The organism is Aestuariirhabdus litorea (genome assembly GCF_003864255.1).
Lineage (GTDB): Bacteria > Pseudomonadota > Gammaproteobacteria > Pseudomonadales > Aestuariirhabdaceae > Aestuariirhabdus > Aestuariirhabdus litorea.
The window spans coordinates 688,966-708,361 of record NZ_QWEZ01000001.1 but is presented as its reverse complement, the minus strand read 5'-3'; the positions used below and the strand labels follow the sequence as shown (position 1 = coordinate 708,361).

Genomic DNA, 19,396 nt, shown 5'->3' with positions numbered 1-19,396 from the left:
CTGAAAATACCACAACCTAGTTCAAAAAAGGAGACCATGCAGGCTCCCTGACATCACCTTTAGTCGAGGGCAGCTCAAATTTTACTCGCCCATCGGCCGAAACCGCCGCCAGTATGCCCCGGTTTCCTTTGTGAGTGGCGTAAATCAGCATATCGCCATTGGGGGCGACACTGGGTGAATCGTCGAGCAGGGTCGAGGTTAGGGTTCGTATCCGTCCACTTTCAAGATGCAGCACGGCTATATTGAATTCTGCGGCACCCTCACCTTTATGCACCAGCACCAGCGACCCGCCCCCATCGAACACGCGGGCCCGGGCATTGTATTTACCCTCAAAGGTAAGCCGCTCGACCCAGCCTGTATCCAGCTCGAGACGATAGATTTGGGGCGACCCTCCGCGATTGGAGGTAAAGACCAGTGACCGGCCATCGGGCATCCAGGAGGGCTCGGTATCGATCCCGTAATGACGGGTCACCTGGGTCAGCTGTCCACTGGCCAGATCCTTGATATAGATGTCCGCATTGCCGCTTTTCGACAACACCAACGCCAGCTTTTTCCCGTCGGGTGACCAGGCCGGCGCGCTGTTGAGGCCCGGAAACCGGGTTACCTGGGTACGGGCCCCGGTAGCAATCTCCTGTACATAGATGCCAGGGCGGCCCCCTTCAAAGGAGACATAGCTAACCCGCTTGGCATCCGGCGACCAGGAGGGGGAGAGAATCGGCTCCTTGGAGCTGTAAATCACCCGCGCACGGTGCCCGTCGGCATCGGCGTAATTAAGCCGGTAATCGGTGTTGTAGGTGGAATGGCGATCGGCCGTAACATACAGAATGCGGGTTGAAAACGCCCCCCGGCGGCCCGTGACCTTCTCATACACCAGATCACTCACCCGGTGAGCCATATCCCGCAGTAAGTCACTGGTGCCGGAAACGGTCCCCTGGGCCAGGATGCGCTGGTTGAGCACATTAAACAGTGCATACTTTAACTGAAAGCGCTGGTCTGCCCCCTGTTCCACCTGTCCAACCAGCAGGTAATCACTGCCCAGCACCCGCCAGTCGCGGAACACTACCTCCGCCTCGCGGGTGGGTAGGCTCAGCATATTTCTCCGCGCCAGCGGCGCAAACAGGCCACTGCGCTGGAGATCATCGGCAACGATCTGTGCCATATCCTCCGGCAGGGCCGCCGCTCCGCTCCACCCAAAGGGCACCACGGCGATGGGAACCGGATTATCGGCCCCCTGGGTAATTTCGATCGTCAGATCGGCTCGGGCGGGCACTGCGGCCAGCATCCAAAGTACCAGCATCCATCCTGCTACACGTGTCATCACCTGATCAGGTCCTCCGGTTTAAATTCGATCCGCAGCTTGCGGAAGTACTTTTCAAACACCCTCGGCTCAAGCTGCTGCAGTTCGGGAAAACGGCCAGCTCGTCGAACCGCCCTCAGGGTGGACTCATCGAACGCCTTATCCCCGCTCCCCTTAACCACATTAACATCCACCACCTCGCCGGTCGGTACCAGACTGATCTGCAACACCGCTACCATACCATTACGGGCGCTGGGGGGGCGCGACCAATGGGGAATCACCTGCTGGCGAATCAGGTCAGCGTAGCCCATCGCCAGCTCCAGGTCCGTCGCCGCCTGTTGTTGCGCCTGCTCAAAGGCTTTTTCGCTTTCCAGCAGTGCCGCCAGCTCCTGCTCACGTTGCTGGCGCTCCTGTTCCTGCTGTTGGAGTTGCTGCTGTTTCAGGAGTTCCGCCTCGCGCTTTTCGCGAGCCAGACGCTCGGCTTCCCGCTTCTGCTTCGCCTTGCGCTCCGCCTCCGCCTTCTTGCGGGCATCAGCCTCACGCTTTTTCTTGAGCGCAACCTCCTTTTTCTTCTGTTCCGCCGCTTTGTCGACCTTGGGCTTGGACGGTGCAGGCGTTTTCCTGGGCGGAGGCGGTGCGGCTTTCTTCTGGGGCGCAGGCTTAGCCTTGGGCTTGAGCTCCACCAGGGTGGCTTTTACATGGGTCGGCACCGGCTTAAGCCTGGCTGTCTCACTGGCCGGCCAGGCCACCAGCAACGCCGATCCTGCCAGCAGGTGCAACAGCAAGGCCAGTACGATCGGCAGAGCGTAACCGTTGGGGAGCCTGATCACCGCAAGCCTCCGGCTACTGAGTTCGACAACCGCCCCATCAGAGCTCCTTGGGATCGGTGATCAGACCAACGTTATCGACGCCCGACTCCTGCAAAGTGGCCATCGCCGTCACCACCGCTCCATAGGGTACCTTCTGGTCACCCTTGATCATAACCGGTCGCTGCGGCTGGGCGCGTACAATCTTGCTCACCTGCTCCCCCAACAGTGCCAGCGTGATCGGTTGCTCCTGCTGGTCACCGATATTGAGGTAGTAGCTGCCATCGGCTTTCACCGACAGGATCAGCACCTCCTCATCCTCCGCCATCTGCATCGGTTTGGCATTGGTCTTGGGCAACTCCACATTGACCCCCTGGGTCAACAGGGGCGCCGCTACCATAAAGACGATCAGCAGCACCATCATGACGTCAATGTAGGGCACCACGTTGATCTCGGAGATCGGCCTGCGGCGCTGTCTCTGCTTGGCCATAGATCTATTCCTGAGTGACTCGGGTGTGGGCCTTACGGTGCAAAATACTGGAGAACTCGTCCGAGAAGGTGTCGTATCTGTTAATGGTGCTCTCAACCCGGGCAGAGAAGCGGTTGTAGGCCACTACCGCCGGTATCGCAGCCAGCAGCCCCATCGCCGTGGCCACCAGGGCTTCAGCAATACCCGGTGCCACCGATGCCAGGGTGGCCTGGTGGACATTGGCCAGGCCACGGAACGAGTTCATGATACCGATGACGGTACCAAAGAGTCCCACATAGGGACTGGTGGATCCCACAGTAGCCAGGAAAGGGAGGTTGGTTTCCAGCTTCTCCTCCTCACGGGAGAGGGCCACCCTCATCGCACGTTGCGCCCCCTCCATCACCGCATCGGGATCGGCACCGGTCTGTTGGCGCAGGCGGGAAAACTCCTTGAAGCCGGCGCGAAAGATATGTTCCACCCCGCTGTCGGGGTCGGGCTCGGTAGAGACCTCGCGATACAGCTTACCGAGGTCGATCCCCGACCAGAAACGATCTTCGAACGCCCGCAAAGTTCGCTGCGTATTGCGCAGCAAAATAGCACGCTGGATGATCATCACCCAGGAGACGATCGATGCCACCACCAATATCAGCATCACCAGCTGCACCACCCAGCTGGCTTCGAGCACCAGACTCCACATTGGCATGGTTTCGTTCACTACAGACCCCCATATGGTTGTGTCGACGGCCACTTGCCGGCCGCAATTCAAAAATACCCTGCCCGATCATACCACCTCGCAATGAGAGCGGGATGATCAAGGCGGTCGATTCTGTGACTCAGGGCGCGCTTGTACCCGCTACCATGGCGGCGCGCATCCGTTCGGGAATCACCCGGGGCTTCATATCCTCGCAGCGCACACAGGCGACCTTGACCTGTGCTTCACACAGAAGCTCACCGCTCTCATCCTTCAGCACCCGCTGCTGGAACAACAGGTAGCTTTTGGCCGCCCGGCTGACCACCAGTTCGAGGCGGAGCAGGTCATCCAGTCGCGCGGGGCGCCGGTAGCCCGCATTGAGGCTGTGCACTACAAACATCAGCTGCTCATCGAACAGGCGCTGCTGCTCGTAGCCCAGTGACCTCAGGTATTCAGTACGTGCCCGCTCCATAAACTTGAGGTAGTTGACGTAATAGACAATACCGCCGGCATCGGTGTCCTCGAAATAGACCCGACAGTGGGTGACAAAGGGCTTTTCACAACCGGCGCTCATTCAACCTCCCCTCTCAGGCGTTGGCAGACCAAAGTGCTGGTAGGCATGGCGCGTAACCACCCGTCCCCGGGGCGTGCGCATGATAAAGCCCTGCTGAATCAGGTAGGGCTCGAGCACATCCTCGATGGTATCCCGCTCCTCACTGATGGCGGCAGCGATGCTGTCGATCCCCACCGGACCGCCGTCGAACTTGTCGATCATGGCCAGCAGCAGGCGCCGGTCCATATGGTCGAAGCCCTGGTGATCCACATCGAGCATATTCAGCGCCTGGTCAGCGATCTGCTGGCATACCCGCCCCTCACCTTTGACCTCGGCGAAGTCCCGCACCCGCCGCAGCAGGCGATTGGCAATACGCGGCGTTCCCCGCGAACGGCGGGCAATCTCAGCCGCCCCGCCGGCGTCTATCTCCACCCCGAGAATACCCGCCGAGCGGGCGACTATATGCGTCAGGTCGGCGACCGAGTAAAACTCCAATCTCTGCACAATGCCAAAACGGTCCCGCAGTGGAGAGGTCAGCAGCCCCGCCCGCGTGGTGGCCCCCACCAGGGTAAAGGGGGGCAGGTCCAGTTTGATCGAGCGAGCCGCCGGCCCCTCTCCGATCATGATATCAAGCTGGTAATCCTCCATCGCCGGATAGAGGATCTCTTCCACCACCGGGCTCAGGCGGTGAATCTCATCCACAAACAGCAGGTCACCCGGCTCCAGGTTGGTCAGCATGGCAGCCAGGTCACCCGCTTTTTCCAGTACCGGCCCAGAGGTGGTTTTTAACTGCCCCCCCATCTCAGCGGCCAGGATATTGGCAAGGGTGGTTTTACCCAGTCCCGGCGGGCCGAAGATGAGGGTATGGTCCAGCGCCTCGGCACGGTTTCTTGCGGCGCTGATAAAGATCTCCATCTGCGTCCGCACCGCCGGCTGGCCCACGTAATCTGCTAACCGGGTGGGACGAATGGCGCGATCCTGAACCTCCTCGAAGGGCCCTCCCGCCGTAGACACAATGCGATCCGATTCGATCATTTGTAAGACTTACCTGTTGTTAGCACCCGTTCGGGGCTGCAGTGAGATGGGGCAGTGTATGTACCGAGGCCGGGGGTTACAGCATCCCTTTCAGGGCACGGCGAATCAACTCCTCACTGGAGAGCCCCTCCTCCTCCACCCGCGCAACCGCGCGGCTCGCTTCTGCGGGCTTGTAGCCCAGTGAAACCAGGGCGCTGACGGCATCGGCAACACCACCCGCTTCAGCGGTGGGGCCAGGGAGTGGCGCAATACCCGGCAGCTCGGCAAAGGACTCGCCGAGACCATCGAGCTTGTCGCGCATCTCGACGATCAGGCGCTCGGCGGTCTTCTTTCCCACACCGGGCAATTTAACCAAGGAAGCACTGTCATTACTATGTACACAGCGAATAAAGGTTGAGGACTCGATACCCGACAATATGGTCAGCGCCAGCTTTGGCCCCACCCCATTCACCCGAATCAGGGTGCGGAACAACTCACGCTCCTTACGGTCGGCAAAGCCATAGAGCAACTGTGCATCCTCGCGCACCACGAAGTGGGTATAGAGGGTCACCTCCTGCCCCACCTCCGGCAGCCGGTAGAAGACGCTCATCGGCGCATCCACCTCATAGCCAACCCCCGCAATTTCAATCAGCAGGCCGGGAGGCTGTTTCTCCAGCAAAATCCCGCGTAATCGACCTATCATGCAAACACTCCCCTCAAGGCGCTGCGCACTGCGCACCGCTTCATACTAAACGCCTAACGTATGCGCCCCCGGCGCACCCGAGATGTTCCCGCCAATCGCACCAGGCTCTGTCGGGTATGGGCATGGCACAAAGCAACCGCCAGGGCATCAGCCGCATCGGCCTGGGGCCGCGCATCCAGCCGGAGAATCGACTGCACCATATGCTGCACCTGGGTTTTATCCGCGCTCCCCTTGCCCACCACCGACTGCTTGACCTGCCGCGCTGAGTACTCCGACACCTCGAGCCCCTGGTTCACGGCAGCCACAATCGCGGCCCCACGAGCCTGCCCGAGTTTGAGCGCCGAGTCCGCGTTGCGTGCCATAAACACCTGCTCAATGCCAACGCTTTGGGGGCAGTAGAGCTCGATCACCTGGTTGATCCCTACAAAGACCTGATGCAGACGACTCGGCAGGTCATCGCCGCTGATGCGAATGCAGCCGCTGGCCACGTACTCGCTGACCGCCCCCACCTGATTGATCACCCCATAACCGGTGATGCGGGAACCCGGATCAATCCCCAGTATCAGCGCCATTTGCTCCCTTACCTCGCCCACCATTGATAGCGCATACTGTACACATATACACTAGATTGTGGAAGCCGCTTGCCCGCTCCAGCCTCTCACCCACCCGGTAACCGATCGTTATCAGCCGTTACAAAACAGCTCTGTTATGGGCTCCTGTTTGACCCTATCCTGCCCAGAGTCCCCATCAATGGCCCCTCCATGAGCGAACGCCTGGCAACCATGATCAAAATCCTGCTGATTACATCAGTACTCTTTATGCTAGTGCTGGGTGTAAATCTCTACCTGTAAACCGGCACACCCGGGTCGGGCTAAAGCCCGACCTGCGACCTCCTCGATCCCGCGGCACACGACTGACAGGGACGTCATGCCTAGCGTGCAGGAGCCCGGCAACAGGCACGTTCGTCCCGACCATGCGCCGCTCCTGGCCATCCATGGCCCCGCGCCATACCGTACATCCTGACCATAAAAAAAGAGCGCCGAAGCGCTCTTTACTATTCCAACCCGAAGCCTTTACTCCAGCTCTGCCATCACCTCATCGGGAATCTCGGCATTGGTGTAGACGTTCTGCACATCATCCAGGTCTTCCAGGGCCTCAACCAGCCCCATCACCTTCTGCGCCCCGTCAGCGTCAAGGGGCACGGTGGTTGAAGCGACCATGGCCACCTCACCCCCGGCGGGCGTAAGGCCGGCAGCGTCCAGCGCATCCTTGACCTGGCCAAACTGGGTCCACTCGGTAATCACCTCAAGGGAGCCGTCATCGTGGGCGATCACATCCTCGGCCCCGGCCTCAAGCGCAACCTCCATCACTGACTCTTCGTCAGCACCCGGCTCAAAAAAGATCTGTCCCTTACGGGAAAAGAGGTAGGCCACGGACCCATCGGTACCCAGATTGCCGCCCCGACGCGAAAAGGCATGACGAACCTCAGCCACGGTGCGGTTGCGGTTGTCGGTCATCACCTCCACCAACACCGCCACCCCGGCGCTACCATAGCCCTCGTACACCAGCTCCTCGACGTTGTCGGCGTCCTGGGCTCCGGCACCACGGGCAATGGCACGGTCGATGGTGTCGCGGGTCATGTTGGCCGCCAGCGCCTTATCGATCACCGCACGCAGGCGCGGGTTATCCTCCGGCAGCGGGCCGCCCTGCTTGGCCGCCACGGTCAGCTCGCGAATGACCTTGGTAAAAATCTTGCCGCGCTTGGCATCTTGCGCGGCCTTGCGGTGCTTGATATTGGCCCATTTACTATGACCCGCCATCGGCTCCTCCCAACGTCCCCGTCGCAGCGGGGCTTATCAAAACAAAGCCGCCCATCAGGGCGGCACAAACAGGTACAACCGGCCGCTTTACTCGGCTTTCCCCTCAACCTGGCGTAAACGGATGTGCAGCTCACGCAGCTGGGCGGAGCTGACGGTGCCCGGCGCTTCGGTCATAACACAGGCCGCGCTCTGGGTCTTAGGGAAGGCGATCACCTCCCGAATCGATTGCGCACCGGTCATCAGCATCACCAAACGGTCGAGACCAAAGGCCAGGCCGCCATGGGGAGGGCAACCAAACTGCAGCGCATCCAACAGGAAACCGAACTTCTCACGGGCCTCTTCATCCTCGATACCCAGCACCTTGAAGACCGTTTTCTGCATCGCCTGGTCGTGGATACGAATCGAGCCTCCGCCCAGCTCGCAACCGTTGAGCACCATGTCATAGGCACGGGAGAGCGCCTTCTCAGGGTTCTGCGCCAACTCCTCCGGTGTGCAGGAGGGAGCGGTGAAGGGGTGATGCAGGGAGGTCAGGCCGCCGTTACCATCCTCTTCAAACATGGGGAAGTCGACCACCCACAGGGGAGCCCACTCACAGGTGTAGAGATCCAGGTCCTCACCCAGCTTGAGGCGCAAATGACCGAGGGACTCGTTGACCACCTTGGCTGAGTCCGCCCCGAAGAAGACAATATCACCATCGGCCGCGCCAACACGCTCCATCAGCGCCATCACGATCTCAACCGGCATAAACTTGATGATCGGTGACTGCAACCCCTCGATCCCCTTGTCCAGCTCATTGACCTTGATCCAGGCCAGGCCGCGGGCACCATAGATGCTGATGTACTTGGTGTAATCATCGATCTGCTTACGGCTCAGCTTGGCACCGCCAGTCACCTTGAGGGCGGCCACCCGCCCCTTGGGGTCGTTTGCGGGACCATTGAAAACCTTGAAATCGACCTGCTGCATCAGGTCGTCTACGTCCACCAGCTCCAGCGGAATACGCAGGTCCGGCTTATCACTACCATAACGCTGCATCGCTTCAAGGTAGGGCATGCGGGGGAAGCTGCCGAGCTCAACATTCAGCAGGGATGAAAAGAGCCCACTGATCATGCGCTCGGTCATCCCCATAATCTCCTCCTCGTTCATAAAGGAGGTTTCGATGTCGATCTGGGTAAATTCGGGCTGACGGTCTGCACGCAGGTCCTCATCCCGGAAACACTTGGCAATCTGGTAGTAACGATCAAAGCCGGAAACCATCAGCAGCTGCTTGAACAGCTGCGGCGACTGCGGCAGGGCAAAGAAGTTGTTGGCGTGGGTACGGCTGGGCACCAGGTAATCCCGCGCCCCCTCCGGGGTGGCCCGGGTCAGAATGGGGGTTTCGATATCGAGGAAGCCATTCTGGTCCAGGTAGCTGCGGATCGCCGAGGTAATGCGTGAACGAAAACGGAGCTTCTGCTGCATTTCGGGGCGACGCAGGTCAACGTAGCGGTACTTCAGGCGCACATCCTCGCCCACGCTCTGGTGCTCATCCAACTGGAAGGGCGGGGTCGCGGCACTGTTGAGAATCACTAACTCTTTACCCAGCACCTCGATCTCGCCTGTTGGCATATCGGGATTAACGGTTCCCTCGGGGCGAGCACGAACACGCCCTTTTACCTGCACAACGTACTCACCTCGCACCTTGTCGGCGCGCTGGAAGTGCTCACCCGTATCGGGGTCAAACACCACCTGGGCAATACCATCACGATCGCGCAGATCGAGGAAAATAACCCCACCGTGGTCCCGGCGACGATGTACCCAGCCACAGAGAGTGACCTCCTGATCAATGTGTGTGCTGTTGAGTTCGCCGCAATACTGGCTGCGCATAATCGGTATCCTGTTGCTTTATATAGGTAGTCGTTAATTGTTAAGGGGGTGAGCCTGCTGCATGGCGCGGCATCAACCTCCGGTGCCCGGAGAGCTGTCAGGAAGCTGCGTTTGAGCCCTGCGTTGACCCCGTGCTGCTATCCTTGCTGGTCACGGCGCTTGAGCTACTGCCGTTATCCCCCGCCAGATTTTTTTTGCTGCCGGTTTTGAAGTCGGTTTCGTACCAACCGCCACCGGCGAGCCTGAACCCCGCCGCTGATATCTGCTTGCTCAGGGCATCCTGGTCACAATGGGGACAGCGCACCAGAGGCGCATCGCTAATTTTCTGAATGGCCTCATGACTTTCGCCACAGGCACCACACCGGTATTCGTAAATAGGCATAAACGTCGTTGTGTATTACTGGGTCTATTGTGGTCACTAACATCTGGAGCCCATCGGCTCAAAGGCTTGGGGGCCCCACCCGCCAGGGCCAGCCCTCCAAAACCGGAAAACGCGCGATTATACCCCGATTCTGCCTGTAATTGTCAGCCCCCTCAGCGCGAGTAGCCGAGCACCGGATACCAGGCAGAAACCACACCACCCCTCTTCCTGAATTGCGCGTCACAACGCACAAGGCACGACCAGGAGTCGATACAAACGTTAGCCAAAGGTGGTATTGAAACTACCGGGTAAAGATTGCAGCCAACCCATTGCTTAGTCCATCAAACGGCTCTAATGAGCGCTTTTTAGACAGTTTTGTCGGTATCGCCCCTAATTTTTCGGTTTCTACCGAATGTATCCGTATTTACCGTTGCAATCCGCCGTCATTTTTATTACAAACTGTTGTCATCATTCGTTCATATATTTGAACGACACTGATTCCCGTCAGCGAATGTGGGGCAACCTGACACAAGCCGACGGAATTTTTGAACCGTACTTGGGGTAAGTTTTTCGGTTCAACAACACACAAAACCTTAGGAGTAGGTCTAAACATGAACGCATTTAAAATTTCTGCACTGGCTGCAGCTGTTGTAGCTGCATCCTCTGTATCTTCCATGGCACAAGCTGACGCGTCTGCGGCTTGGGACCAGTTTGCCGACGACAGCAAGCTGAGCCTGCACCTGCGCAACTTCTACCACGATCGCGATCGTGACAACAACGACTTCGTTGACGGTGCCGATCAGGACCAGACCTCCTGGGCGCAAGCTTTCCGCTTCGACTTCAGCTCCGGCATGGCCGGCAACCTGGTGGGTGTTGATGCTTTCGGTTACTACAACCAGAAGCTGATGGGTGACAAGGGCGAAGGCGGCCTGGGCACTCTGCGTGCCAACAGCAGCGGCAAGCAGACCAGCCACGGTAAGGCCGGTGCTGCCCTTAAGCTGAACGTAGCCGACGTGGCTGTCCTGAAAGCCGGTGACTTCCGTATGTCCGGCCCCATGGTCAACGACTCCGACTCCCGTAACCTGCCCTCCGTACGTGAAGGCGCCCAGATCCGCTCCACCTTCTCCGAGAGCCTGAACCTGTACGCACAGATGGTCACCGGCGGTTCCGCCAAGACCAGCTCCAACACCGAAGACTACGAAGTAGATGGCGATAAAGAAGCCGTTTACGTGGTAGGTGGTGACTACACCATCGGTGGTGTAGGTAATGGCCTGCTGATCTCTGTTGCTGGTGGTAAGCAGACCAATAACGAAGCCGGCTACTACGCTGCCGTTGATGTTGATTTCGATATTGCCGATGGCATGAACCTGGCTCTGGGATCCCAGTACGGCTACAAGCAGCTGATCGGTAATGCCGACGACAACAACACCTTCAAGGAAGATGATATCAGCTGGTACGACGTAGGAGCCTCTCTCTCCTTCGGTCCCGCTAAGCTGTCTGCCTCCTACCAGGCAGTTGAGCAGCAAGATGCTGGACAGTATGATGAAGACCACTTCGACACCTCCTCCTTCTACTGGGGCGGCGGCAATGACGACACCGGCTTCTACGGTCGTAACTCCGTACAGATCGGTGACTTCAACGCCAACGGCGAGACCTCCTGGCAGGTACGTGGTGACCTGAGCTTTGCCGACCTGGGCGTTCCTGGCCTGTCCCTGATGGCCCGTTACATCGACGGCACCATCGACAAGGACTCCGTTGGTTCTACTGACGACGTAGACGAGACCGAGCTGGATCTGGAAGCCAAGTACAAGATCCAGGACGGTGCTGCCAAAGGCCTGCAGTTCCACCTCCGTTACGCTCAGTACGAAGTGGATCCGAACCTGGCTGGCGCCAAGAAGTTTGAGCTGGACGACTTCCGCTTCATCACTTCTTACACCCTGTCTGTATTCTAATCTCCTAGAGACTAGAGTCTGAAGGACAAAAACCACCGCCTCGGCGGTGGTTTTTTTATGCCCAGAGACGGCGATAGCGCCTTATGCCCAGGGATGGGCGGGTCGGCTGTTGTGCTCCTGCAGCATTTTATTGAGAACCAGGCACTTCCTACATCCTTGTAGGTCGTATAGCGCTAGAGCCAGGGACGGCGATAGCGCCTTATGCCTGTGGGTCGGCCTTTAGGCCGACAACCCACCGCAACATCTGACTGTCAGGCTAAAGCCCGACCTACACTGCCCCCATGCAGGTCGCCCTTGAGGCCGACAACCTGCTCCATATCGAGATAAAGCCCGATCCACAGGATCTGCAGCCCTCGTTTTCCCCTTTTTATACGTTTTTTGGATAAAAAGGGCTGAAATTCGATCCACCTCCCCCCGTGCCTTGACACCCCTGCAGCAGTGGCGTAAATATCAAACGGTTACTGGGAAGGAACCGACCGGGGAATCACAGGTTCCGCTCATTAACCTGACACAGATTATGAACATAAAGTCATCAGCATTCTGTCATGCTTTACCCTCATACAAAGGAGTGGACCCAATGAGCCTGTTTAACAAAACCCTGCTCTCTTCCGCCATCACGGCCCTGGTTGCCAGCACCAGCTGCTCGGTCAGCGCGAACCTGTTGGAAGACAGCACTCTTGATATCAAACTGCGTAACGCCTACTTCAGCAAAACCGACAAGTACAACGGTGTCGAGGAGCTGGACGCCGGCAAAACCAAAATCCGCCAGTGGGCCCAGGGTGTCGAGATCAATGCGGTATCCGGTTATCTGGGCACCGATGATTTCGGCATCGGTGCCGATGCCTCCTACTACGGTGTTGCCAAGCTGTCGGGGGACAACTCCAACACCGGGGGAGACCTCCTCAACTTCAACAGCCGCGGCACCGACATGAACGGTTACAGCAAGTTGGGCCAGGGGCTGGTGAAGCTCAAAGCGCTGGATATGGTAAACCTGAGCGCCGGTCGTATGTTGCTGGATAACCCCATCATCGCCAGCAGCGGCTCCCGTGTGACCCCCAGCAGTTTCGAGGCGGTGCAGGGCAGCGTTGAAGTTGCCGGCGCCCGCTTCTGGGCCGTGCGCGCCAACGAATGGTCCAAGCGTAACCAGAGCGGTTTTAACGATTTCGTGACGGGTGACAGCAGCGTCGATATTGACAATATCACCGCCTACGGTGTGGCCTACGAGCATGAAAGCGGTCTCGGCTTTGAGCTGGCCCAGGGTACCTCCAAGGACTATATCCAGAAAACCATGCTGGACGTTTACTACAGCTTCAAGCTGGGCGAAGACCGCAGCATCGATCTCGACGCCCAGTACTACACCTTCGAGGATGATGGTAACAAGTGGACCGATGACACTGCCCTGACCAGCACCTCCAAGGCTGACAAGCTGGACGCCAAGACCTACAGCCTGCGCGCCGCTTACGCCACCCAGTGGTGGAACCTGGCCCTCACCTATACCAAGAACAAGGACGACAAGGCCTATTACTACATGAGTGGTGGTGACCACGGTATGACCTACCTCTACACCTCCATGATTGTCTCCGACTTCCTGGCCAAGGAGGAGGATGTTTACCAGGTTGCCTTCGATTATGACTTTGAGGCACTGGGCGTACCGGGCCTTAACGCCTCCTACAGCTACACCTATGGTAAAGATGGCGAGTACGTATCACGCGGTGATGCTGATAACGGTAAGACCTATAACGAGTGGGAAAGTGACTACTCCGTCAGCTATACCGTTCAGGATGGCCCCCTCAAGGACCTGAGTTTCAAGTACACCTATGCCAACTACAGCAACAATGCTCCCGCTGCGCATACCGGTGATACCTTTGATGTTGGCGAAGTGACCGACAATCGCTTCTTCATCGATTACACCATCTCCGTTTTCTAACGGCGGCGGTTAAAATCACGCTTTTAAGGGCCGCACTGCGGCCCTTTTTTATTGCCTACAAGGAGGTAGGTAGATCGCGATAGGCAGGGATGCCGATAGCGATCCAAGGGGTGTGGGTTGGGGCCATGGATGGCCAGGAGCCGCGACTGTCTGTGGGTCGGCCTTTAGGCCGACAATGCTGAGCAACGCCCAATCTTGGCCTGAAGACCAGCCTACACTTTTCCTCTTCGCCTGGCGGCAGCCCTCTTGTCGGGAAGCACCCCGACGGGTGCCTTAAGGGGGCGACCAGCGCCCCCTTAAGAATCCCCGCTGGACCCCACCAACCCGGCCTGCGGCTACGCGCGTCGCTACTTCCGCTATCAGGCTTGCCTAGCGGGCTTCCTGCCCGCACGCCAAGGCTCGGCGTCCATGCCTCGCCCCTTCGGGCCTTAATCGATAGCAAAAGCAGCTCCTTGCCGGTTTGGAGGGTAAAGTCCGCTAAGCCTCCAAGCTCAACTCTCGTGTGCCAGGCTCAATATCAACTGATCATAAATCCATTAACGACATCAACTAAATAACGGGCGCAGCAGGTTGCACCAAGACGTCACCCTCCAGACTGGCAAGGAGGTGCTTCGGCGATCGAAAAGGGCCCGAAGGGGATCGGCATGGACGCCGATCCGTTTCGTGCGGGCAGGACGCCCGCTCGAAACGCCCGATCGCCGGAGCGGCGACGCGCGCAGCCGCAGGCCGGGCTGGTGGGGCGCGTTTTCTTTGCTTCGTTTCTTTGCCGCGCGGCAAAGAAATGAAGTCGCCCGGCGGGGCGAGACCCGCCAAGATGTTTGCCGCAAGGCAAAAACCATCACACCGAAGGCGCTCAGGCAGCCCTAGGGCGGCTAGCACGCTCGACATGTCGGCCTAAAACCCGACCCACAGGCACAAAAAAACCCTCGTTATGAGGGTTTTTTATCTCTGCGTAAAGAGCCCAATCAACTCAATGCAAAATCCTTGAGCTTCTTCAGGGGGCGCACCTTAACCTGTGTAGTGGCAGGCTTGGCTTTGAAGGTGGTCTCTTCGCCGGTAAAGGGATTAATCCCTTTACGCTCCTTGACGGCTGGTTTTTTTACCGTTGTCACCTTAAACAGCCCTGGCAGGGTAAACTCACCGCAAGCGCGCTTTTTAACATGACGTTCCATCAGTACCGACAACTCCTCCAGTACAGCCGACACCTCCTTTTTGCTCAGGCCGGTGTTGTCCGCCAGTTCACCCACAATCTGGGTCTTGGTATAACGCTCTTTAATTGCGGTTGCTTTGCGCTTCTGCTCTGCCATTTCATTCACTCCCCAAGAGTTGTTTCGTATGGCGAAAATACCCGAGTTCTTTGGGCTTGCCGCCGTTTGTACATCGCAGTCCGGTCAAAAAATATAATACACCCTCTACCGCAAAGCACCCTCTTTTTCGTGCAGTTGCGCCCATTTATTGATTTGTGGTTGCGCCAGCGTTGCGGTTAAATAAGCGTTCCGCAGCGGACCTGTATTTACAATCGTCGCCCGCCTGCGGAACCCCATAACCATAAAAGCTAAACGTTGCCGGCTCGGTAGATGGACCTGCAGATGGCATTCGATCGCCATCGACACTTTAGGTTGGGGGCACCTCTGCGTTTGAAAAGTCCGGGCACGGGTATTACGCCTCTCCGGTGTCGACCAGTCGCCGCCCCTATGCGGAGCCGGACCTTGATAAGGTGTTTTCCTGATGCTGTTAAAGTATTGTCATCTCACTGTTGGCCTGCTCCTGTTGCTATTAGGCCTCTTAAGCGGCAGCTTGCTGTCGACACTCTACCCCCACGTCTACCCCGGTTACTCTGCCGCGCAACTGATGGCTCAGCCCACCACGCTTCTGTTAATTACCGTAGCCACGGCCAACCTGTTACTGGGTATCTATTTCACCGGCGCCCGCCATCCCCTTCAACGCGTAGCCGCTTCGACCGGCTCTGTGCTGATTGTTATCGGCTCCATCATGGTCGCCACCGAGCGCTTCGGCCGCCTCGACGAAGCCCTTAACATCCAGCTATTGGCACTTTCGGCCTGGCTGCTGGCCGCCGGCGCCTGCCTGCATCTTCTGTCACGCCAACCCTGGTTGAAGCGCCTGGCCTCACCGGCCATCAAAGGCAAGCGCGTCAGCAGCGGTCGTGAGGAGGGTGAGGTGAAATGGTTTAATGTCTCCAAGGGGTTTGGGTTTATTACCCGCCCCTCGGGTGACGATATTTTCGTTCACTTCCGCTCTATCCGCGGGGAGGGGCACCGAACCCTGTCCGACGGACAGAGGGTAAGCTTTGTGGTTACCCAACGTGAAAAGGGGCTGCAAGCGGAAGATGTAACCCCTGTTTAGCAGCTCCCTGTCCAACGGGAGAGGGTTCTCTCCCGTTACCCGGAAACCGCGCCCACTGGCTCAATAGTGGGGAGGGGGCTGGTCGGGAACCTCTTCCCCAAGCGTATCGGGAAGGGACTCGAAGCGCTTTTTTAAACTTTCCAGCTGCACGGCCATGCGGTCAATCTGCTGCTGCTGGCGTGTCACCACCGCATTAAGGGCGTCGATGGTATCCTCCTGAAACGCTAACTGGGTTTGCAGCTCTACCAGCTGCGAACTCAGCTGTTCGGAAAGCCCCCCGACATCTTGCTCCTGACTGATGGATTTCGTCATTGGCTCCTACCCTGCGAACTCAAACTGATCCGTAAAGACCAGTTTTAAACGTTGCATGGTCTCTGCCAGCTGTTGCTCGGTATAGGGGGTCGCCTTGACCGCCCCCCACACCGGAGCTGGCCAGGCCGCGTCTGTCTTATATCGGACCACATGATGCAGGTGCAGCTGAGGCACCATATTCCCCAGGGCAGCCAGGTTCATCTTATCCGCCGAGTAAAGATCCTTGAGCTTCTCACTGACGTAACAGGACTCCCACAGCAGCTGCTGGCGATCCTCCTCGGCCAGCTGGTAGATCTCCTGAACCCCGGCGCGCCTGGGGACCAGGATAAACCAGGGGTAGTGGTTATCGTTCATCAGCAGCAGAGAGCAAAGCGGGAACTCCCCCACCCTGAGGGTATCGCGACTCAGTTGCGGATCCAGTTGATACTCATCCATAGGGTTACCTCGACAAGGGGTTCGGTCAGGGGGCTCGCTGAACCCGGGAGTGACCTGATGCTCAGGCCGCGATTGTGCCAGATCCAGGGGCCTTAGAACAGAATAGGTCACAGGTGATGCATTAACCGTTGCGCCACCGTAAAATAGCCGCTTTTGACCGACAGTGGACCCCACCCTATGCGCACCACCGAAACACTCATCCCTACCCTTAAGGAAACCCCTGCCGATGCCGCAGTGGTAAGCCATCAGTTGATGCTGCGGGCGGGCATGATACGCAAGCTCGCCTCCGGCCTTTATACCTGGCTTCCTCTTGGGCTACGTACCCTGCGCAAAGTGGAGCGCATCGTCCGTGAGGAGATGGATCGCAGCGGCGCCCAGGAGGTGCTGATGCCAGCGGTTCAACCCGCCGAGCTGTGGCAGGAATCCGGTCGCTGGCAGCAGTACGGCCCCGAGCTGCTGCGCTTGTCGGACCGCCACCAGCGAGAGTTCTGTGTTGGCCCTACCCACGAGGAGGTGATTACCGACCTCGCCCGTAGTGAGCTCAACAGCTATAAGCAGTTGCCGGTCAACTTCTACCAGGTGCAGACCAAGTTCCGCGACGAAATCCGCCCCCGCTTCGGCCTGATGCGCGCCCGCGAGTTCCTGATGAAGGATGCCTACTCCTTCCATATTAACCAGGCCTCCCTGCAGGAGACCTATGACCGCATGCACGAGACCTACTGCCGCATCTTCGATCGCCTGCAGCTGGACTACCGTCCCGTAGAGGCTGACAGCGGCTCCATCGGCGGCACCGGCTCCCATGAGTTCCACGTCCTCGCCTCCTCCGGCGAGGATGCCATTGTCTTCAGTGATGGTAGCGACTACGCCGCCAACATCGAGAAGGCCGAAGCGCTCGCCCCCGCCGGTAAGCGCCCTGCCCCTGGCGCAACCATGGAGCTGGTCGACACCCCCAACGCCCACACTATCGCCGAGCTGGTTGAGCAGTTCAAACTGCCAATTGAGCGCACCGTCAAAACCCTGATCGTAGCGGCCAGCGAGGAGTGTGATGCCGAATTTATCGCCCTGCTGGTACGGGGTGACCACGAGTTGAATGAGATTAAGGCGGAAAACCTGCCCGAGGTCGCCAGTCCCCTGCGCTTTGCCACCGAAGCGGAGATTCGGGCAGTGATCGGTGCCGGCCCCGGCTCCCTTGGCCCCGTCAACCTGCCGATTCCCTGCATCGTCGACCGCAGTGTCGCGAAAATGGCCGACTTCGGGGCCGGCGCCAATATAGACAATAAGCACTACTTCAATATCAACTGGGGTCGCGACCTCGGCGAGCCCCGGGAAGCCGACCTGCGTAACGTACTGGAAGGCGACCCCAGCCCCTGCGGCAAGGGCAAGCTGGTAATCAAGCGGGGTATTGAGGTGGGTCACATCTTCCAGCTCGGAGAGAAGTACAGCAAGGCGCTCAACGCCACCGTACTCAACGAGCAGGGCAAAGAGGTGGTGATGACCATGGGTTGCTACGGTATCGGGGTTTCCCGTGTGGTGGCGGCCTCCATCGAACAGAACCACGACGAGCAGGGCATCATCTGGCCCGACGCCATCGCCCCCTATCAGATCGGCATCGTCCCCATGCAGATGGACCGCTCCGAGCTGGTTCGCGAAACCACCGAAACCCTCTATAGTGAACTCAAGGCCGCTGGCTTCGACGTATTGCTGGACGATCGCGACAAAAAGACCAGCCCCGGCGTGAAATTTGCCGAGATGGAACTGATCGGCATCCCCCACCGCCTGGTGATCGGGGAGCGCGGCCTCAAGGAGGGGCTGGTGGAGTACAAGCACCGGCGTGACAGCGACAAGCAGGATATTCCGTTGGATAACCTGCTGGCATTCCTCAAAGAGCGGATCAGCCTCTGAGCCCGCACCAGAGAAGGGAGCGATGAACCGGATACCGCCACTGACCGCATGGAGGCAGCACCCCCTGAAAGTGGGACTGTTGCTCTTGATGCTGGTATCTCCCCTGCCGCCAGCCCTGGCGGAAGAGGGGGTGGCGGTTGACCAGGCGCTACGCTCCCTGCTGGCCGACACCGTCAACAGTGCCGATAGTTTCGAGGATCGCTTTGATGCGCAGGTCTGGCTACTGGATATGTCCAGCCGGCTGGAGCGCCTGATTCCAGACCACAACCGGCGGCTCGACCTGTTGCGTCAGGTCCACCGCGAAGCAACCCGAGCCAAGCTGCAGCCGGAACTGGTGATCGCCCTGATCCAGGTGGAGAGCGGTTTCAACCGCTACGCGGTCTCCTCCGCCGGCGCCCAGGGTTTGATGCAGGTAATGCCGTTTTGGAAAAATGAGATCGGCCGACCAGAAGATAACCTGACCGATATCGCCACCAATTTACGCTATGGCTGCACCATCCTCGCTTATTATCTCGAGAAGGAGAAAGGCAACCTGATCAGGGGCTTGGCGCGCTATAACGGCAGCCTCGGAAAAACCTGGTACCCCGAACGGGTAATGACGGCCTGGTACGACCACTGGTACGTTCACGAATCCTGAGAGCCCGGAATTGCTAACCGGTGGTAAAGCCCTCACAGGCAACCGGCTCTACCGCCTCCACCTCCACCGACTTGACCCTCGCCAGAGGCGGGCCCTGATGAAGCCAGCGCAGCAGCTCGTCCACCTCACCGGAGGCACCACAGACCAACACCTCGACATCGCCGTTACTCAGGTTTCGTGCCCAGCCCTCCAGCTTGAGCTGCTGTGCCCGCCGCTGGGTGGAGGCACGGTACCAGACGCCCTGTACCTTGCCGCTCACCACCGCCTTGCGATATATCCGATTCTCCATC

At 58.6% G+C, this 19,396-nt stretch carries 20 protein-coding genes; 5 read left to right on the top strand and 15 right to left on the bottom strand.

The window, feature by feature from the left end; translation table 11 throughout:
- Positions 1–16: 16 nt before the first annotated feature.
- From tolB to D0544_RS03345, 11 genes are all read right to left on the bottom strand, one after another.
- Positions 17–1,318: a Tol-Pal system beta propeller repeat protein TolB gene (gene tolB / locus D0544_RS03395; RefSeq protein WP_125015856.1), complete on the bottom strand. Its 1,302-nt coding sequence runs from the start codon at positions 1,316–1,318 to the stop codon at positions 17–19.
- Positions 1,318–2,127 carry a cell envelope integrity protein TolA gene (gene tolA, locus D0544_RS03390; protein ID WP_164880815.1) on the bottom strand — a complete coding sequence of 270 codons (810 nt, stop codon included), beginning with the start codon at positions 2,125–2,127 and terminating at the stop codon, positions 1,318–1,320. Before tolA ends, tolB begins: the two co-directional genes overlap by 1 nt.
- A 37-nt stretch (positions 2,128–2,164) precedes the next feature.
- A complete protein-coding gene (gene tolR, locus D0544_RS03385; protein WP_125014603.1) occupies positions 2,165–2,593 on the bottom strand; it encodes a protein TolR in 429 nt (142 codons plus the stop codon).
- Positions 2,594–2,597: 4 nt separating this feature from the next.
- Entirely contained in the window at positions 2,598–3,275 is a 678-nt protein-coding gene (tolQ, locus tag D0544_RS03380; RefSeq protein WP_125014602.1) for a protein TolQ, read from the bottom strand.
- Positions 3,276–3,405: 130 nt separating this feature from the next.
- On the bottom strand, positions 3,406–3,837 hold the full coding sequence (gene ybgC, locus D0544_RS03375; RefSeq protein WP_125014601.1) for a tol-pal system-associated acyl-CoA thioesterase: 432 nt from the start codon (positions 3,835–3,837) through the stop codon (positions 3,406–3,408).
- Complete coding sequence (gene ruvB, locus D0544_RS03370; protein WP_125014600.1) at positions 3,838–4,851, bottom strand: Holliday junction branch migration DNA helicase RuvB; 1,014 nt, start codon at positions 4,849–4,851, stop codon at positions 3,838–3,840.
- A 76-nt stretch (positions 4,852–4,927) separates the two neighbouring features.
- Complete coding sequence (gene ruvA / locus D0544_RS03365) at positions 4,928–5,533, bottom strand: Holliday junction branch migration protein RuvA (protein ID WP_125014599.1); 606 nt, start codon at positions 5,531–5,533, stop codon at positions 4,928–4,930.
- A gap of 53 nt (positions 5,534–5,586) precedes the next feature.
- A complete protein-coding gene (gene ruvC / locus D0544_RS03360) occupies positions 5,587–6,105 on the bottom strand; it encodes a crossover junction endodeoxyribonuclease RuvC (RefSeq protein ID WP_125014598.1) in 519 nt (172 codons plus the stop codon).
- A gap of 501 nt (positions 6,106–6,606) precedes the next feature.
- A complete protein-coding gene (locus tag D0544_RS03355; RefSeq protein WP_125014597.1) occupies positions 6,607–7,353 on the bottom strand; it encodes a YebC/PmpR family DNA-binding transcriptional regulator in 747 nt (248 codons plus the stop codon).
- Between the two features lie 87 nt (positions 7,354–7,440).
- Positions 7,441–9,216, bottom strand: coding sequence for an aspartate--tRNA ligase (aspS, locus tag D0544_RS03350; RefSeq protein ID WP_125014596.1), 1,776 nt, complete (start codon positions 9,214–9,216; stop codon positions 7,441–7,443).
- A gap of 97 nt (positions 9,217–9,313) precedes the next feature.
- Positions 9,314–9,598: an FmdB family zinc ribbon protein gene (locus D0544_RS03345; protein WP_125014595.1), complete on the bottom strand. Its 285-nt coding sequence runs from the start codon at positions 9,596–9,598 to the stop codon at positions 9,314–9,316.
- 653 nt (positions 9,599–10,251) lie between these two features.
- On the opposite strand from D0544_RS03345, the gene D0544_RS03340 reads away from it, so the two are divergent.
- On the top strand, positions 10,252–11,529 hold the full coding sequence (locus D0544_RS03340) for an OprD family outer membrane porin (RefSeq protein ID WP_164880814.1): 1,278 nt from the start codon (positions 10,252–10,254) through the stop codon (positions 11,527–11,529).
- Positions 11,530–12,106: 577 nt separating this feature from the next.
- The gene (locus tag D0544_RS03335; RefSeq protein WP_164880813.1) at positions 12,107–13,456 is read left to right on the top strand and encodes an OprD family outer membrane porin; all 1,350 of its coding nucleotides are present in this window, start codon (positions 12,107–12,109) and stop codon (positions 13,454–13,456) included.
- Between the two features lie 965 nt (positions 13,457–14,421).
- Here the strand turns inward: D0544_RS03335 and D0544_RS03330 are convergent.
- Complete coding sequence (locus D0544_RS03330; protein WP_125014592.1) at positions 14,422–14,763, bottom strand: HU family DNA-binding protein; 342 nt, start codon at positions 14,761–14,763, stop codon at positions 14,422–14,424.
- Positions 14,764–15,184: 421 nt separating this feature from the next.
- Here D0544_RS03330 and D0544_RS17475 point away from each other — a divergent pair, with 421 nt between their 5' ends.
- Complete coding sequence (locus D0544_RS17475; RefSeq protein ID WP_424220778.1) at positions 15,185–15,820, top strand: cold-shock protein; 636 nt, start codon at positions 15,185–15,187, stop codon at positions 15,818–15,820.
- Between the two features lie 60 nt (positions 15,821–15,880).
- On the opposite strand, the gene D0544_RS03320 is transcribed toward D0544_RS17475, so the two are convergent.
- Positions 15,881–16,132, bottom strand: a complete 252-nt coding sequence (locus tag D0544_RS03320) for a SlyX family protein (RefSeq protein WP_125014591.1) — start codon at positions 16,130–16,132, stop codon at positions 15,881–15,883.
- Positions 16,133–16,138: 6 nt separating this feature from the next.
- Positions 16,139–16,567, bottom strand: coding sequence for an HIT domain-containing protein (locus D0544_RS03315; protein WP_125014590.1), 429 nt, complete (start codon positions 16,565–16,567; stop codon positions 16,139–16,141).
- 177 nt (positions 16,568–16,744) lie between these two features.
- Between D0544_RS03315 and D0544_RS03310 the strand changes: the two genes are divergently transcribed.
- Both D0544_RS03310 and D0544_RS03305 read left to right on the top strand, forming a co-directional pair.
- Entirely contained in the window at positions 16,745–18,469 is a 1,725-nt protein-coding gene (locus D0544_RS03310) for a proline--tRNA ligase (protein ID WP_125014589.1), read from the top strand.
- A 22-nt stretch (positions 18,470–18,491) separates the two neighbouring features.
- Positions 18,492–19,106 carry a lytic transglycosylase domain-containing protein gene (locus D0544_RS03305; RefSeq protein WP_125014588.1) on the top strand — a complete coding sequence of 205 codons (615 nt, stop codon included), beginning with the start codon at positions 18,492–18,494 and terminating at the stop codon, positions 19,104–19,106.
- A 13-nt stretch (positions 19,107–19,119) separates the two neighbouring features.
- On the opposite strand, the gene D0544_RS03300 is transcribed toward D0544_RS03305, so the two are convergent.
- Positions 19,120–19,395 (bottom strand): acylphosphatase, encoded by a 276-nt coding sequence (locus tag D0544_RS03300; protein WP_125014587.1) that lies wholly within the window; start codon positions 19,393–19,395, stop codon positions 19,120–19,122.
- Position 19,396: the final 1 nt, after the last annotated feature.